This window comes from Dissulfurispira sp., from assembly GCF_036745535.1.
Lineage (GTDB): Bacteria > Nitrospirota > Thermodesulfovibrionia > Thermodesulfovibrionales > Dissulfurispiraceae > Dissulfurispira.
In genome coordinates this window covers 1-15,202 of record NZ_DAIOFX010000004.1, presented here as the reverse complement: position 1 = coordinate 15,202, position 15,202 = coordinate 1, and the positions used below count along the sequence as shown (strand labels likewise).

Below are 15,202 nucleotides of genomic sequence, written 5' to 3'. Positions count from 1 at the left end.
CCTTGATATTAACCCTGGCAAGATTTGCTGCACAGTGTTAAATTTTTTTTATAAAGTGGTTTTCCTTAATAATTCTTATCATTTTAATGACACTTATCTCCTGCGCTCCTGTCCTGAGGCAGGAAATCATTGAGAAAGCCACAGTGGATGTACAATTCTCCAGCATCAGGCAACATCCAGACCTTTACAGAGGAAAGGTTTTCATTCTCGGCGGATTAATTGTTAGCACAAAACTCACAGAAAGAGGCTCTCTTATTGAGGCAGTTTACATCTCTGCAGATACAAGAGGCTACTTAAAGGACGTCAGGCCCACAAATGGCAGGTTCATGGCAATCTATCCAAAGGATAGAGGAATCTTGGATCCCCTTATTTACAAGGAGGGCAGGGAGGTAACCATTGCAGGAGAATTTATAGAAACACAAACCGGCAGGATAGGCGACATGGAGTACGCCTATCCTGTTTTTGAGATTAAAGATCTCTATTTATGGGAAGAGAAAAAGGCCTATTATTTGACCCCGCCATATCCGCCTTATTATTATCCTTATCAGTATCCCTATCCATCCCCTTACCCCTACTGGTATAACCCATGGTAGAGGGATTATTATCCTCCGCCTCCATTGTGGTATGTACCGCCTAAAAGATGAATATTACAGAGGAGCAGAATGGATGAGTTTAACAAGAAATTCATCGCTGATTGGAAACCACTGTCCATTATTAAACCCGAAATACAGATGCTCATGACCGTCCCCTCCGGCTACAACCTTAATCCCAACAACAATGCGGCCATCGGGAGTGGGCAGCCTTCTCATCTGTCCATTCTGAAAGAGTCTGTTTAATTCTTTATTTAAAAGCGAAAGCACCTCGGCTTCTATATTAGTTGTCGTGCCCTTTGCATACTTTGATGCTTCCTTTTTAATCTGCTGCATCTTGGCATACAGCGTCTCGCTGACAGAAATATTCGGATAAACATCCAAAAATGCCTTATGGACAGTCATGCCGTTGGCCTTTTCTTCGAATATGTGATGTAAGGTCAATCCTCCCAAATAAACTATCTTTTCATACCTGTCCACAACGATGTTTTCTTCAGCGATTTTCTTAGTGGTGTCTTCCTGCCTTATTATTTCGGTCTTATTATCCGCCTGTTCCACCGTGATTTTGACATGCTGATCTTCAACCTTCCCTGCCTCATGCGGCTCTTCCATTTTTAGTCTTACATGTCCTTCTTGCAAATGCCTCTTTTCAACAACATATTCCTCCTGCTCTTTTTCAGAGATATTATCCGTGGATGTTACTTCTCCGGACTCCTTTGCGGCCTTTTTATCGGCAAGGAAAAAGGATGCGAATATAACAAATGCCAGCAATCCGGCCGCTACAATCAACCATTCAAGCCTGTATTCTCCCCATCTGGTCACGTTGCAATTATATCAAAATTTTCAATTAAACAATTAAAAATATAATCGAAAAAAGCCTTATCTATAAAAAATCCGATTTCGATGCATAAAATTTTTTCCGGGAGATTTAACTCCTTTAGTTTCACCATATCTTTCTCTGTTGTAATCAAGAAGTCACAAGTTAGATATTTGCACTGTTTTTTCAAATAATCCATATCGGTTTTTGTATATTTATAATGGTCTCTGTATGCCCTGAATCCCCTTGCCTCTTCTGCAACGGATAAAACCGTTTGCCTAAATGAATCCGGATTTGCTATGCCGCAGAAGGCGTAAACCTTTTTGTCCTTTAGCATTTCAATCGGATATTCATTGCCATCCATATCTCTGACCTTATGTATCCTGTACTCGGAAAAATAAACAGGTGCTTCGGGATTAATATTTCCAAGCTCGTCTGACAATGCCTTGTTTTTTGCTTTTGTCGCGACAAATATGTCAGCCCTTTTTAATTCCTTTAACGGCTCTCTCATCGGGCCTATTGGAAGCATTCTCCTGTTCCCGAAGGGATTCAAGCCGTCTATTAAAACAATATCCATATCCCTGTAAAGCCTCCGGTGCTGGAACCCGTCATCAAGGATGAAAAGAATGGGTGAATTGGTAGATAAGTGCTGAAGTGCAAACATTCCTCCCTCATATCTATCAGAACATTTTACAATTGGCACATCTTTCAGCCGTTCTGCCATTAATACCGGCTCGTCGCCAAAAAGCAGTGATGGAGCGATGGAGTGGTGGAGTGATGGAGTAACAAAACACGGCCCTTTTGCCCTTCCCTTATATCCCCTTGTCAATATTATTGGACTGAAGCCCCTCCTTTTTGCCTCCTCTGCAATGGCAATAGTTGCTGGTGTTTTGCCAGTGCCACCGACTGTTATATTTCCTATGCTGATGACTTTATGAGGAAGGCGCTTTTGTCGTTTCAGCTTATAACGCTTGTCGAGAAAATAGCCGATGTAGTAAAAAAATTCCAATAGCATCATAGATATTTCCCTATTATCTCCATTGCCCTGTCTGTTGCACCTGCATTTTTTTCATACAGCTCTTTTGCGATCTTACCCATCGATAATATTTTTTCCTGCGAATTAAGAAGTTCCTTCACTGTTTGATACAAATTTTCTGCATTTACTTTTAATGCCCCGCCGCCTCTGTAAAAATCATCTATAAAAGGGAAATTCTCCATGTGCGGGCCGCAGACAATGGCTTTCCCCCAATATGCAGGCTCAAGGGGGTTTTGACCGCCATGTTCAATAAAACTCCCTCCCATTATTGCAACATCGCATGCACTGTAAACAGATGAAAGCTCTCCAATAACGTCGAGGAGAATAACGACTCCAGTGACCCGTGACTCGTGACCTGTGACATCCGACCTCTTTATATACTCCAGCTCTTTTTTCTTAATCAGTTCTTCCACTTCTTTAAACCTTTCAGGATGTCTGGGTGCAATTATAAGATTTGTTTCTGGAAAATCCTTTTTCAATTTTATGTATGCGTCAAGAATTATGTCTTCTTCTGTCCTGTGCGTGCTGCCTGCAACAATCACAAACTCTTTGTTGTTGTCTATTATCTGTTGTCTGTTCGGGGACAGTCCCGATTCTACGACTTCGCTTTGCTCAGTCCGTAAATCTGGGACAGTCCCCTTCTGTCTTCTGAATATCTTTGTCCATTCAGGAACAGGAGAAGAATGTCCTGTATCAAATTTAAGGCTGCCGATTACCCTTACCTTTTCAGGTTTTGCACCCAGTGCTTTAAGTCTATCCGCGTACAACTCATTCTGTACACAAAAAAGACTCATGTCTCTCAAAGTATTTTTTATAAAAAATCTTATTCCCTTATAGCCTATAAATGACTTTTCAGATATCCTTCCGTTCATCAGCAGTACAGGAACATTGAGTTTGTTCAGTGTCCTGATAGCATTGGGCCATAACTCGGTTTCCATGATAATAAAAATTGAAGGATTGAAGCGATTGGCAGCATTTTTTATTGACAACGGCAGGTCAAAAGGCATATAAATAATTCTTGCTGTATCGCCTGCTTTCTCCCTTGCGATTTTCTGTCCTGTATCCGTAACAGTTGAAACGATAACCTCTGTAGCAGGATGCCTTTCCTTTATCTTCTTTATTAACGGCACTGCTGCTATTACCTCTCCGACAGAGACTGCATGAATCCAGACAGAAGAGACTGGAGTATTGGAGTGTTGGAGTGTTGTCTTATAAAGACCGAATCTCTCCCTGATCCATCTCTTGCGCAATTCCTTCGGCCGTTTCAGATATTCAAACGGAAATAAAAAAAGAAGGGCTATCAGATACAGTATGCTATATGCCAGATACATTTTTAACACCAATTAGGCGATTCTAATTTAGAAAATATATGTCAGGTGCGACGAAAAGACTTTAAACTCCGCACTTGTTAAAACTTTTATCTTGTATCCGTCATCTACTACATTGGATACTTGATGGATAACGCATTTATTATCTCTCATATACACTTGAATCAACACTTTTTAAAGTCTTTGAGCCGTGCCTGACATATAAAATCGCTCAATTTAGGTTAAATAGCATGTCCTGATGATGAAATCTGGAGGTCGTAAAGTTTCCTATAAATACCGCCATTCTTTAAAAGCTCCTCATGCGTTCCCATCTCCAATATTCCGCCTTTTTCCAGTACTATAATCCTGTCTGCCTTCTGCACTGTGGAAAGCCTGTGTGCAATAACAAAGGTAGTCCTGTTTTCCATAAGGGTATCCAGTGCCTTCTGAACCATTGCTTCTGACTCTGCATCGAGGGCTGATGTTGCCTCATCAAGGATCAATATGGGCGGGTTTTTGAGTATTGCGCGCGCTATGGAGAGCCTCTGTCTCTGGCCGCCTGAAATCATAATTCCCCTCTCCCCTATTACTGTGTCATAACCCTTGGGCATTTCAAGGATAAAGTCATGGGCATACGCTGCCTTTGCAGCCCTGATTATATCATCCTCTGAGGCATCCGGATTGCCGAAGGTTATGTTTGCCCTTACCGTGTCATTAAAGAGTATGACGTCCTGGCTGACTAGCCCTATCTGCTGCCTTAATGACTTAAGATTGACATCTGCAATATTTACTCCGTCTATATAAATAGCACCGCTCACAGGGTCGTAAAACCTCGGTATCAAATCAACAAGGCTTGTCTTTCCTGCACCGCTCCTTCCCACAATGGCGATAATCTCCCCTTTTTTTACGGTGAGATTTATGTCATCGAGAATATAATGTTTTGATGTTGGATATTTAAAGGATACATTCTTGAATTCTATGTAGCCGTTCATGGGCTTTATATCGCCCTTTCCCTCGGATTCCTTCTCTTTCTTAAAGAGTTCATCGAGTCTCTCAATTACTGCCTTTGACTGCTGAATGCCGTTATTTGCCGCTACAAGCCGCTTTGCAGGCGTATAAATCATAAATATCGCTGTTAAAAAGGAAAAGAATTCTCCGGGTGTAATAACATTTTTTATCACGAGTCTTCCGCCATACCACAAGACAAAGGCAATTCCAAGCCCGCCGATTATCTCCATCATTAATGATGTAAATTCTATAACCCTTGTAGAGCGCATGAGTTCCCTGTAGTAATCCTGATTTCTATGCCTGAATATCTCTATTAAAGAACTCTCCCTGCCAAAAATCTTTATCATTTTTATCCCAGAAAATGTCTCCGAAAGAAATTCCGTTATTACTGAAATCTTTTTCTGGGCCTCTTTACTGATCTTCTTAAGTCTTTTTCCGAGCCTTTGTGCCCCATAAAAAGCTGATGGAAGAACGGTAACTGCTATCAATGAAAGGTCCCATCTCCTGTAAAATGCAATGAAAAGCAAAACTATTATTGTAGCGCCTTCTACAAAAATGTCTTTAACAGTATGCGCAAGAAGTCCTTGCAATTGGCCTGTATCGTTTATTGTTCTTGACAACAATAAACCCGATGACTCCTTTTTAAAATCATTAACCGGCAAATATAATAAGTGTCCGTACAGTTCGCCTCTTATATCTCTTACAACTTTTGCTCCTACCGACCTCATAAGATAAGACTGAAAAAATGAAAAGACCCCTCTCAGCAAATACAGCGCAAGAATTGCAAACGGCAGGATGGTCAGAAGGACTGTGTCTCTTTTAACAAATATCCCATCGAGCGCAGGCTTGACAAGCCATGCCAGACCGCCATTCACTCCTGAAATGAGAAGACTCATCAGAGCGGCAGCAGCTATCCTGCCCCAATATGGCTTTACAAGGAGCAGTATCCTTTTAAACATTGCTATAGGCCCCCAGTTCCTCTACAATACCCGCAACCCTTGAAGATGCCTCTCTGTCCAGGAACAACTTCCTCACCCTTTTCATCTGTGATGCCATCTCATTCCTGTAGTCTGCATCGTACATAATTTTATCCAGTTCCATTATAATATTCTCTTTATGGGCCTCTTTTTGCAATAGTTCTTTAATGCGGAGGCCATGGAAAAATTCCCCTTGGCCCTTGACCCCCATGGGTCTTCGATTTGACCCTTGACCCTCTATATAATCGAGCAGGATGTTCACAAGGGATATATGTTTCACCTTCACAATAAGCCTGCCTATGAAATACGTCAGCGGCGAAAGCTTATATACAACCACAGTGGGAACTCCCACGAGGGCAGCCTGCAGGGCAGATGTCCCTGATGCAATAACCGCAAGGTCCGATGCGATAAGGGTCTTTATTGCGTGATGCGTGAAGCGTAATGCGTGATGGGTATTCTTCTCTAATTCATTCATTCCGGATAATGCATCATGACTTAAATTCGGCGCAATAGGCATCACAAACTGGTAGTCAGGATAGCGTTCCTTCATTTCCCTGATAACATCAGACATTACAGGGAGAAGCTTTTTAATCTCATGCGCCCTGCTGCCGGGCATGAGTGCCATCACAGGCCTGTCAGGTATGAGTCCAAGCTCTTTCCTGACCGCTGCTTTTAGTTCAGTGGTTCCAGTATCCTGTAAGCTGTAGCCTGTAGTCCGAATATCTTCCCTGATTTCGTCAAGGATAGGATGCCCGACAAATTCGCATGGGATATTGGCATTTCTGTATATTTCCTCTTCAAACGGCAATATCACGGCCATTTTATCAACCAATTTACCGAGGGTGTTTACCCTTCCCTTTCTCCATGCCCATACCTGTGGACTCACATAATAAAGCACCTTTATCCCGAGCTTTTTAGCCTCCCTCGCAACCTTCATATTGAAATCAGGATAATCTATTAAGACAATAACCTGTGGATTGAAAGATTTAAGGGCAGATACGACCTTCTTAAATGTCCTCTTGATCTCACTGTAAGTCTTTATCGCTTCTGTAATGCCAAATGAACTGGATATCCTCGATATAAGATTAACTCCTGCGGTTTGCATCCTATCCCCTCCGACACCAATAATGGTTATATCGGGATTTCTATCCTTCAGTGTCTTCGCGAGTAAGGCGCCATAGAGCTCTCCGGAGCTCTCCCCTGAGACTATCATTAACCTTTCAAGCATTTGCGGATTATTTCAGAGGTAAAGCGAATATCTTCCCTCCCCAGCTCAGGATAGATCGGCAGGGAAAGAACCTCCTGTGAGACCTGTTCTGTCACCGGAAAATCTCCCTCTTTGTGCCCCAAAAATCGAGTAGCCTCCTGCAGATGAAGGGGGATAGGATAATAAACAACCGATGGTATGCCATGTTCCTTCAGACATTGCTGTATAAAGTCCCTTTTGTTGCTTCTAATAGTGTATTGGTGATAAACGTGATAAGCACCTTCCTTCTCCTTAGGACAACCAACCACATCTAAAAGCAGGCTGTTGTACAGCGAGGCATTCTCACGCCTCTTCTTGTTGTATGCATCGATCCTCTTGAGCTTGACAAGAAGTATCCCGGCCTGTATCTCATCGAGCCTGCTGTTATATCCGAGACATTCATGCCTGTATCCGCCTCTGGAGCCATGGTTTCTCAGCTTCCTTAGCTCATCGGCAGCTTGGAGGTCGTTCAGCGTAACCATACCGCCATCACCGTACGCCCCTAAATTTTTGCTCGGATAAAAGCTGAAACATCCGGCATCACCAAAACTTCCTGTTTTCTTTCCATTCAAATATGCACCAAAAGACTGTGCGCAGTCCTCTATCACTTTGAGATTATATTTCGCTGCAATATCCATAATATTCTTCATGTCAGCCGGATGGCCGAATATATGAACAGGAAGTAGTGCCTTCGTTCTCTCTGTTATCCTCTGTTCGATAAGAGATACATCAATATTGTATGTGTCCGGCTCTATATCGACAAAAACCGGTTTTGCACCCGTATGCAAAATAGCCTCTACCGTAGCAAAGAATGTAAAAGGCGTGGTTATAACCTCATCCCCTTCTCCTATGCCCAGCGCCTTTAAAGAGAGATGCAGTGCATCCGTTCCGGATGCAACGCCTATGGCCTCCTGCACGCCGTGATATTTTTTAATATGATCTTCGAATTCCACGACCTTCTTGCCGAGTACGTACTGGGAACTCTCCAGTACTTCATTCAGCATTGAAAGGACTTCATCCTTGATTTCCATGTATTGTTTTTTAAGGTCGATCATCGGCTTCATTTCTTTATTTTTTCTCCTATCTGTAGTGCAATTTTTAGTGCATCCCTGCCCTCAGTTGCAGAAACCACAGGCCTGCGTCTTGAAATAACACATTCAGTAAAATCCTTTAGCTCTTCCTTCAGAGGCTCCTTTTTCTCGATATTTATGGTCTCCTGAATAATTTCATTTGACCCTTTTTTATAAAACCTCTTCATCTCCATATTCTGGTAATCCACGAGCAGGTACGAGTCCTTTTGAAAGATCTTCAGTTTTCTGGATTTTTCAAACGAGACCCTGCTCGCCTTCATTAAGGCCTGGATACCGTTGCTGAATTCAAGCCATGCCATGGCAATGTCGATATTGTCGGTCAGCACCTTTGCTCCTGTTACCTTCATGTCCTTTATCGGTAAATGGGCAAATAAGTGAATGGGTGAATCGGGGTTCTTTTCTGGCTTCTGACTTATCAGGGCAAGGATTATATCAATGTCATGTATCATCAGATCAAGGGTTATATCCACATCTATTCCCCTGCCAAGAAAAGGGGATAACCTCTCTGTCTCGATAAACATCGGTTTATCCACCAGTGAACAGGCAGCAGGGAACACCGGATTAAACCGTTCGAGATGTCCAACCTGAATTATTGTCCCTGCCTTATCGGCTGCATCTATCAACTTATCCGCTTCTTCAACGGTTGCGGTAATGGGCTTTTCGATAAGGATATCCTTGCCAGCCTTTATGCAGTCCAGAGCTGTCTGATAATGCATTGTCGTGGGAGTAACAATGCTCAATGCATCAACCTTTCCGAGGATGTCCCTGTAATCGCTGAACACCTCACACCCATATTTATCCGATATTTCCCCGGCCCTGTTCCTGTCCGTGTCAACAATGCCCACAAGCCTGACACTGCCCAGCTCAGAGCCAAGCTCTGAATAAATACGGGCATGATGCTGCCCCAGATACCCAACGCCTATTACACCGACATTTATCATGTTTAAATCTTTATCTTCTCCAAAACCTTATTTTTTGCCGCTTTAAAGCCGTTCTTTCTCAAAATACTCAAAATCTCCTTTGAACCAGCTTCCTTTAAAAGCCTCTCCCTTTTTTTGTTATCAGGAATGTCTCTCATTGCCTTCTTTCGTAATTGCCTTAAAAATGCAAGGAAGTGCCCGAAGTCTTTATTATAAAGGAGTTCAAGCTCTTTTCTCACTGCCTTTGCCATAGCCGGGCTTGCACCCGAAGTCGAAATTGCTATAATCATAGGCCCCCTGCTCACAACAGAAGGAACAATGAAATTCGCCAGTTCAGGCCTGTCAACAACATTGACAAGAAATGGGGCATCCCCTGATACCCTGCTATTTATTTTTTCGTCGGATGTAGCAGCAATAACCAAAAATGCGTTTTTCAGATCTCCCTTTTTATAATCCCTCTTTACGTGCTTTATCCTTCCATTCTTTTTATGCTTTTCAAGGGTATCGGTAAGGTCAGGGCTTATTACAGTAACCTCGGCTTCTGTACCGAGAAGACTTGCAACCTTCCTTTCAGCAACCTTTCCTCCGCCAACGACAATGCAATTTTTTCCGCATAAATTTATGAAGGCAGGATAGTAGTTAGTCATCGGTTAACGGTTATTTGCCCTTAAACTTCTCTAATTCTTTTTTTGCATCAGGGGCGAATCTGCTTGAAGGGTATTTCTCGATTAATTTATTAAATGCCTCTCTGGCCTTCTCGTCCATCTTAGCCGACTTATAGGCCCTTGCCAGGAGAATCAATGCCTCATCACCTCTTTTATATTCAGGGAATTGTTTGAGCAGACCTTCAATCCTGTTTATGGCTGCATTATACGATTTCTTTTTATAGTAGAACTCGCCGACCATGAGTTCGCCGTCTGCAATCACATTCCTGCACTTCTCTATTCTGAGCTCCAATACCTCCCTGTAAGGGTTTCTCGGATATATTTCCTTTAATCTTATAAATTCCAGCAGTGCCTTCTGTGCTGCCCCGGATCCCCTGTCAGGAGATTCTATCTGTGAAAAATATGCCATGCCGATCTGATACTGGGCATATGAGGCATATTGATTATCCGGATAAAGCTCCATGAATTTCCTGTACTCCTCAATGCCGATATCTATGTCGCCACCCCTTATGTAGGACTCGGCAATCTTAAGCTGTGCCTGCGGTGCATGCTTTTTCGTATTGTCCCTGTTTTTCACTTCAAGGAGAACTTTCCTCGCCTCCTCGTATTCCTTGTCATTAATAAGGATATCAGCCCGCGACAGGTACCTTTCGGGATCAAAGCCCTCCTCCTTCTTCACCGCCTTGCCGCCCCCGCATGAGGTAAGAATAAAAAGCAGAGAGCAGAGAGCAAAGAAAAGAAAAAGCCATTTGTCATTTGCCATTTGCCATTTTTTCATAGTGTTTATTAAAACCTTTAACGTCCTTTTTAGTCAAGGGGGTTTTGACTTATAGACGACCTATATTTTAAACTGTCTAACATGGTTCTTGGCTCATCGTCCATGTTCATAAGCACCATGAACTAATTGCAGGAGGGTAAATTTGGTGATAACCATAAAACCAAAAATCAAAATACAAAATGCAAAATTAATGTATTCCATAATTTTGATTTTTTCATTTTGCATTTTGTATTTCAATACGCAGCCTGTCAATGCCCAGACAAAGGAACCGAAAGCGGGGCAAGAGGCATCCCTGGATGCCTTGAAAAACGAAATCCTCTCTTACTTCGAACCTGTTACAGGTAAGATTATTTCCGTTGATGGAAACTCGATTAAAATAGACGTCGGGGCACAAAAATCCGTCAAGGCGGGAATGAGGCTTCATGCCTTCAAGGAGGGTGTGAGCTTCGTCCATCCTGTTACGAAAGAATCCCTGGGCAGGATTGAAATACCAGTTGGAAGTATTGAAATCACAGCAACAACGCCGAATGATGCTTCAGGCATAATAACCAAAGGAAAACCCGAGGATTTTTTAAATGCAAAGATCAAGATCCCCGGGACAAAGATAAAGGTATTATTCTTTCAGGGAAATGTCGACTGGTTTTTGGGGGATGCCTATTACCAGATGCTCAAGGACAGCGGGAGATTCGAATTGATGGATACAGGGGTCGAAACCGACGACATGCAGAAGATAGTCTCTGAGGCAAGGGCAAAGGGCGCAGAGGCGGTGTTAGTCCTGAACGCAGAGGACTTTACAGACCATATAAATCTGACACAGAAACTCTTCTGGGCAAGCGATTCAAAACATTTTTCGGAAAAAAAGATCCCGGTGAACACCGCCTATGTCAAAGAACTGAGATTTAAATCAGGATTTTTCGGGCCCAGAGAAGGAGAGGTACTCCTGTCCTTCCAACTTCCCTTTAGAGCAAGCCGCATTGCAGTTGGAGACATGGACGGTGATGAGAACCCGGATATAGTCATTGCATCTGGAGACGCCATAAGGGTTTACAAGCTTGGTGTTGACCTGAAGCTGTTATGGGAATTCAAAGTGCCGTCAACCAGTGAGGTACTCTGGCTCGATGTTGTTGACGCTAACAAGAACAAGAGAGACGAAATAGTTGTCACATCCATACAGGGTGGAGAGGTTAATTCATATATATACGAATTAAAGGATTCAGGATTTGTCCAGCTTTACAAGGTAAAGGATACCTTCATAAGAAAGCTCACCAGAGTAGATAATAATATTACAATTGCAGGTCAGGGATACACTAAAAGTAACGGTTATGATGGAAGTGTGTTCTACCTCGTATATTCCGGCGGGACATACAAAAAAGGCGACAATATCAAACTTCCGGAAGGTGTAGATATCTATGATTTCCAGCCTGTCAATTCCTCGGACGGAAAACAGGCCATCCTATCATGGGACGAAAAAGGTTATCTTAACCTTTACAATGAGAAGGGGGTAAGGATATGGATCAGCAGGGAGGATTTCGGAGGTTTCTCAGCAAAATTTAAAAGGGAGTCCCCAACAGTGATGGTCGACAGGGGAGATTGGTCTGTAAAGGACAGGCTCTTTGTTAAAAGCAACGAAGTCCTTGCACCGAAACGGAAGCCTTTGCTCGGCATAGCAAAGGGTCTTGGATACAAGTCCTCGGAAATACGGAGCTTCTGGTGGAACGGCATTACAGTTGAGGAAAGGGGATTGCTTGAGGAGATAGGCGGGGAAATCCTCGATTATGCTGTTGTGGGCGACAGGTTGGCAGTACTTTCAAAACCCCTGTTCGGCATAAGGGCTCAGAATATACTGAAAGGCGAAAGTCCATTCGGCACTATGCTGTATATATTTTCACTGAAAGGAAGATAATAGGTCTTATACGTCTTATTGGACTTATTATAGGAGGTTTTTACTTTGGAAAAAAGGACTATTCCACGACATATCGGCATAATAATGGACGGAAACGGCCGATGGGCAGAGATGAGAGGCCTGCCTCGTTTTGAAGGACACAAAATGGGAGTGCAAAGGGTAAAAGAAATCACAGAGGCGGCAAGCGGCATAGGGGTAGAGGTCTTATCACTATATGCCTTTTCCATAGAAAACTGGATGAGGCCCGAGGATGAGGTTTCCGTGATCATGGGACTGCTTGAGGAATCCCTGAGAGGAGAGTTCCTGAATTTCATAAAGGAGGGAATCCGCTTCAAGGTCATCGGCAACAGGGATAAGCTGCCCGAAAATATTAAGTCAATTATCGAAACCGTGGAACAGGCAACAGAGAAGAACAACAGGCTGATTTTACAATGCGCACTCAGTTACGGCGGAAGGGACGAAATAATAAGGGCAATGAGAAAAGCAATAAACAAAGAGTTAATTCCTGAAGATATTACGGAAGATCACATAGGCGGACTTCTGGATACCGCAGGAACGCCTGATCCCGATCTCATAATACGGACAAGCGGAGAGCAGAGATTGAGTAACTTTCTGCTCTGGCAATCAGCCTATTCCGAGTTCTATTTCACCAGCACATTATGGCCTGACTTCACAAAGGAAGAGCTTTTAGAGGCAATACACGAATACCAGATGAGGGATAGAAGGTTCGGAAAGGTTTCTAATTCTTCAGGCTCATTGGCAGGCCCATTGGCAGGTTCAGGGGGTTCGGGATTCGGAGTTCGGAGTGCTTTTTAGTCAAGAGAACCTGAAGCGGATAATTGTTGCTGTCATTGCACTGCCCATTTTTTATCTCTATATAACAAAATTACCGCCTGTTTTTTTCCTTTTTCTCTTAACCGCGGTCTCGGCTCTCGCACAGATGGAGTTCCATGCAATGTATAAAACAAAAAGATGGCTCTCTTTTACAGGAATAATCAGCGGTATCCTGCTCTTTGTCTCATCGCTTTTCAATGCCGATTATTCCATCTTTGCTGCCGGAATGATATTCATATTCTCATTCATGCTCATGTCATCAACTCGACTGTTCCTCGTAAAAGACCCTTCATCATCATTAAGAGATATATCTCCGGCTGTCACAGGTTTTCTGTACATTCCTAACCTTCTGCTTACCCAGTGGTATCTGAGGCTTCAGGGCCATGAATGGATACTATTTTTATACGGCTGCGTGTGGGCATCTGACAGTCTTGCCTATTACATAGGCAAGGGCGTGGGGAAGAGAAAACTCTATAAAGAGGTAAGCCCGAACAAGACTGTGGCAGGCGCATTCGGCTCGGTAGCAGGAGGAATATTTTCCGCTCTCTTGCTGGGCAGGCTGCTGCTTATTCCTGAACATGGTAATATCCCTGCCTTACTCTTAATGGGCGGTGCAATAGGCTCTGTCACAATTGTGGGAGACCTCGTTGAATCCATGTTCAAGAGAGACGCAGGGGTTAAGGACTCCGGCTCCTTTATTCCTGGACACGGCGGCATCCTCGACAAAATAGACGGCGTCCTCTTTGCAGGGCCTGTACTTTACTGGATAACATTAATTTTATGAAAAACATCGTAATCCTCGGCTCTACAGGTTCCATAGGCAAAAGCGCATTGGATGTTGTTTCAAAGTTTCCTGACAGGTTCAAGATAATCGGACTGGCAGCGGGAAGGAACATATCGCTGCTGATAAAACAAATAGAACAGTTCAGGCCAGAAATAGTTGCTGTTTCCGATGAAAATACATACAAAAATCTCAAATCTCAAATCTTAAATCTTAAATCCCAAAATATAGAAATACTTTTCGGCACAGAGGGCATAAGCCGTGTGGCTGCAATGCCGGATGCCGATACAGTCATATCCTCAATAGTAGGCTCTGCCGGACTTCTGCCCACCATTGCAGCAATAAAGGCAGGCAAGGTCATAGCCCTTGCAAATAAAGAGACGCTCGTAATGGCAGGCGATCTTGTAATGTCATCGGTTAAAAAGTACGGTGCAACCCTTTTACCTGTGGACAGCGAACACAGCGCCATATTTCAATGCATAAGGGGATATGAAAAATGCTCCATAAAAAAGATAATACTTACGGCATCAGGTGGCCCCTTTGTGGGTAAAACCATAGAGGAGCTGGAGAAGGTTTCTCCTGAAAGCGCCCTCAAGCATCCCAACTGGAACATGGGCAGAAAGATAACCATAGACTCCGCAACCCTCATGAACAAGGGGCTTGAGGTCATAGAGGCGCATTATCTCTTCGGTCTTCCTCCGGAAAGGATAGATGTCCTTATCCATCCCCAGAGTATCGTGCATTCCGTCGTGGAGTTCATTGATGGAAGCTATATAGCCCAGCTTTCGAAGCCTGATATGAAAGGTCCGATCGCTTATGCCCTCTCATACCCCGAAAGACTATATGATGCGATTGAGCCCATTGATTGGGAAAGCCTTTCAGGACTGACCTTCCAGAAACCGGATCACAAGACATTTCCATGCCTCTCCCTCGCATATTCTGCACTAAAGACAGGCGGCACACTGCCTGCTGTGCTTAATGCATCCAATGAGATTGCTGTGGCAGCATTCCTTGACGGCATTATCGGTTTTAACAGCATACCTGTTATAATAAAAAAAGTGATGGACTCCCACTCTAATCGAGCCATCGGCAAACTGCAGTCTGCCGATGATATCGATGTTATCTTAGAGGCAGACAGGTGGGCAAGGGAAACAGCGAGACAAGAAATTAAGAATATAAGAAGTTGAGAAATAAAGGAGGAAAATTAATTTAGATGAGCATTTTATCTGCCATACTTTTGTTCGGGTTT

Annotated in this window: 14 protein-coding genes; 5 read left to right on the top strand and 9 right to left on the bottom strand. The window is 43.3% G+C overall.

Translation table 11 applies throughout. The features are described 5' to 3' along the window. Nucleotides 1–86 precede the first annotated feature (86 nt). A complete protein-coding gene (locus tag V7L97_RS01830; protein ID WP_333652863.1) occupies nt 87–593 on the top strand; it encodes a Slp family lipoprotein in 507 nt (168 codons plus the stop codon). A gap of 54 nt (nt 594–647) precedes the next feature. Here the strand turns inward: V7L97_RS01830 and V7L97_RS01825 are convergent, their stop codons facing one another. The 9 genes from V7L97_RS01825 to V7L97_RS01785 all read right to left on the bottom strand — a co-directional run bounded on the left by V7L97_RS01825 (nt 648) and on the right by V7L97_RS01785 (nt 10,435). Beyond that, entirely contained in the window at nt 648–1,412 is a 765-nt protein-coding gene (locus V7L97_RS01825; protein ID WP_333652860.1) for a hypothetical protein, read from the bottom strand. Next, nucleotides 1,409–2,425, bottom strand: a complete 1,017-nt coding sequence (gene lpxK / locus V7L97_RS01820; RefSeq protein ID WP_333652857.1) for a tetraacyldisaccharide 4'-kinase — start codon at nt 2,423–2,425, stop codon at nt 1,409–1,411. The genes V7L97_RS01825 and lpxK overlap by 4 nt, the downstream gene beginning before the upstream one ends. Then, on the bottom strand, nt 2,422–3,774 hold the full coding sequence (locus V7L97_RS01815) for a 3-deoxy-D-manno-octulosonic acid transferase (protein ID WP_333652854.1): 1,353 nt from the start codon (nt 3,772–3,774) through the stop codon (nt 2,422–2,424). Before V7L97_RS01815 ends, lpxK begins: the two co-directional genes overlap by 4 nt. Before the next feature lie 218 nt (nt 3,775–3,992). Further along, nucleotides 3,993–5,717, bottom strand: coding sequence for an ABC transporter ATP-binding protein (locus V7L97_RS01810; protein WP_333652852.1), 1,725 nt, complete (start codon nt 5,715–5,717; stop codon nt 3,993–3,995). Next, complete coding sequence (gene lpxB / locus V7L97_RS01805) at nt 5,710–6,963, bottom strand: lipid-A-disaccharide synthase (RefSeq protein ID WP_333652850.1); 1,254 nt, start codon at nt 6,961–6,963, stop codon at nt 5,710–5,712. The genes V7L97_RS01810 and lpxB overlap by 8 nt, the downstream gene beginning before the upstream one ends. Continuing rightward, nucleotides 6,948–8,045 carry a DegT/DnrJ/EryC1/StrS family aminotransferase gene (locus V7L97_RS01800; protein ID WP_333652847.1) on the bottom strand — a complete coding sequence of 366 codons (1,098 nt, stop codon included), beginning with the start codon at nt 8,043–8,045 and terminating at the stop codon, nt 6,948–6,950. Before V7L97_RS01800 ends, lpxB begins: the two co-directional genes overlap by 16 nt. Further along, nucleotides 8,042–9,013: a Gfo/Idh/MocA family oxidoreductase gene (locus tag V7L97_RS01795; protein ID WP_333652844.1), complete on the bottom strand. Its 972-nt coding sequence runs from the start codon at nt 9,011–9,013 to the stop codon at nt 8,042–8,044. The genes V7L97_RS01800 and V7L97_RS01795 overlap by 4 nt, the downstream gene beginning before the upstream one ends. Before the next feature lie 2 nt (nt 9,014–9,015). Beyond that, entirely contained in the window at nt 9,016–9,639 is a 624-nt protein-coding gene (locus tag V7L97_RS01790; RefSeq protein ID WP_333652842.1) for a precorrin-2 dehydrogenase/sirohydrochlorin ferrochelatase family protein, read from the bottom strand. A 10-nt stretch (nt 9,640–9,649) separates the two neighbouring features. Then, a complete protein-coding gene (locus V7L97_RS01785; RefSeq protein ID WP_333652840.1) occupies nt 9,650–10,435 on the bottom strand; it encodes an outer membrane protein assembly factor BamD in 786 nt (261 codons plus the stop codon). 226 nt (nt 10,436–10,661) lie between these two features. On the opposite strand from V7L97_RS01785, the gene V7L97_RS01780 reads away from it, so the two are divergent. The 4 genes from V7L97_RS01780 to V7L97_RS01765 are packed head-to-tail and all read left to right on the top strand — an operon-like array spanning nt 10,662 to nt 15,140. Continuing rightward, on the top strand, nt 10,662–12,338 hold the full coding sequence (locus tag V7L97_RS01780) for an FG-GAP repeat domain-containing protein (protein WP_333652836.1): 1,677 nt from the start codon (nt 10,662–10,664) through the stop codon (nt 12,336–12,338). A gap of 45 nt (nt 12,339–12,383) precedes the next feature. Continuing rightward, on the top strand, nt 12,384–13,154 hold the full coding sequence (locus V7L97_RS01775) for an isoprenyl transferase (RefSeq protein ID WP_333652833.1): 771 nt from the start codon (nt 12,384–12,386) through the stop codon (nt 13,152–13,154). Then, a complete protein-coding gene (locus tag V7L97_RS01770) occupies nt 13,144–13,956 on the top strand; it encodes a phosphatidate cytidylyltransferase (RefSeq protein WP_333652831.1) in 813 nt (270 codons plus the stop codon). The genes V7L97_RS01775 and V7L97_RS01770 overlap by 11 nt, the downstream gene beginning before the upstream one ends. Next, the gene (locus V7L97_RS01765) at nt 13,953–15,140 is read left to right on the top strand and encodes a 1-deoxy-D-xylulose-5-phosphate reductoisomerase (RefSeq protein WP_333652828.1); all 1,188 of its coding nucleotides are present in this window, start codon (nt 13,953–13,955) and stop codon (nt 15,138–15,140) included. The genes V7L97_RS01770 and V7L97_RS01765 overlap by 4 nt, the downstream gene beginning before the upstream one ends. The last annotated feature ends 62 nt before the right edge of the window (nt 15,141–15,202 follow it).

What these genes read in the sequence shown, in the direction of transcription:
- V7L97_RS01795 (WP_333652844.1), bottom strand. Translation starts at nt 9,013, where the DNA reads ATGATAAATGTCGGTGTAATAGGCGTTGGGTATCTGGGGCAGCATCAT.
- V7L97_RS01810 (WP_333652852.1), bottom strand. Translation starts at nt 5,717, where the DNA reads ATGTTTAAAAGGATACTGCTCCTTGTAAAGCCATATTGGGGCAGGATA.
- lpxK (WP_333652857.1), bottom strand. Translation starts at nt 2,425, where the DNA reads ATGATGCTATTGGAATTTTTTTACTACATCGGCTATTTTCTCGACAAG.
- V7L97_RS01785 (WP_333652840.1), bottom strand. Translation starts at nt 10,435, where the DNA reads ATGAAAAAATGGCAAATGGCAAATGACAAATGGCTTTTTCTTTTCTTT.
- V7L97_RS01815 (WP_333652854.1), bottom strand. Translation starts at nt 3,774, where the DNA reads ATGTATCTGGCATATAGCATACTGTATCTGATAGCCCTTCTTTTTTTA.
- V7L97_RS01830 (WP_333652863.1), top strand. Translation starts at nt 87, where the DNA reads ATGACACTTATCTCCTGCGCTCCTGTCCTGAGGCAGGAAATCATTGAG.
- V7L97_RS01790 (WP_333652842.1), bottom strand. Translation starts at nt 9,639, where the DNA reads ATGACTAACTACTATCCTGCCTTCATAAATTTATGCGGAAAAAATTGC.
- V7L97_RS01800 (WP_333652847.1), bottom strand. Translation starts at nt 8,045, where the DNA reads ATGAAGCCGATGATCGACCTTAAAAAACAATACATGGAAATCAAGGAT.
- V7L97_RS01765 (WP_333652828.1), top strand. Translation starts at nt 13,953, where the DNA reads ATGAAAAACATCGTAATCCTCGGCTCTACAGGTTCCATAGGCAAAAGC.
- lpxB (WP_333652850.1), bottom strand. Translation starts at nt 6,963, where the DNA reads ATGCTTGAAAGGTTAATGATAGTCTCAGGGGAGAGCTCCGGAGAGCTC.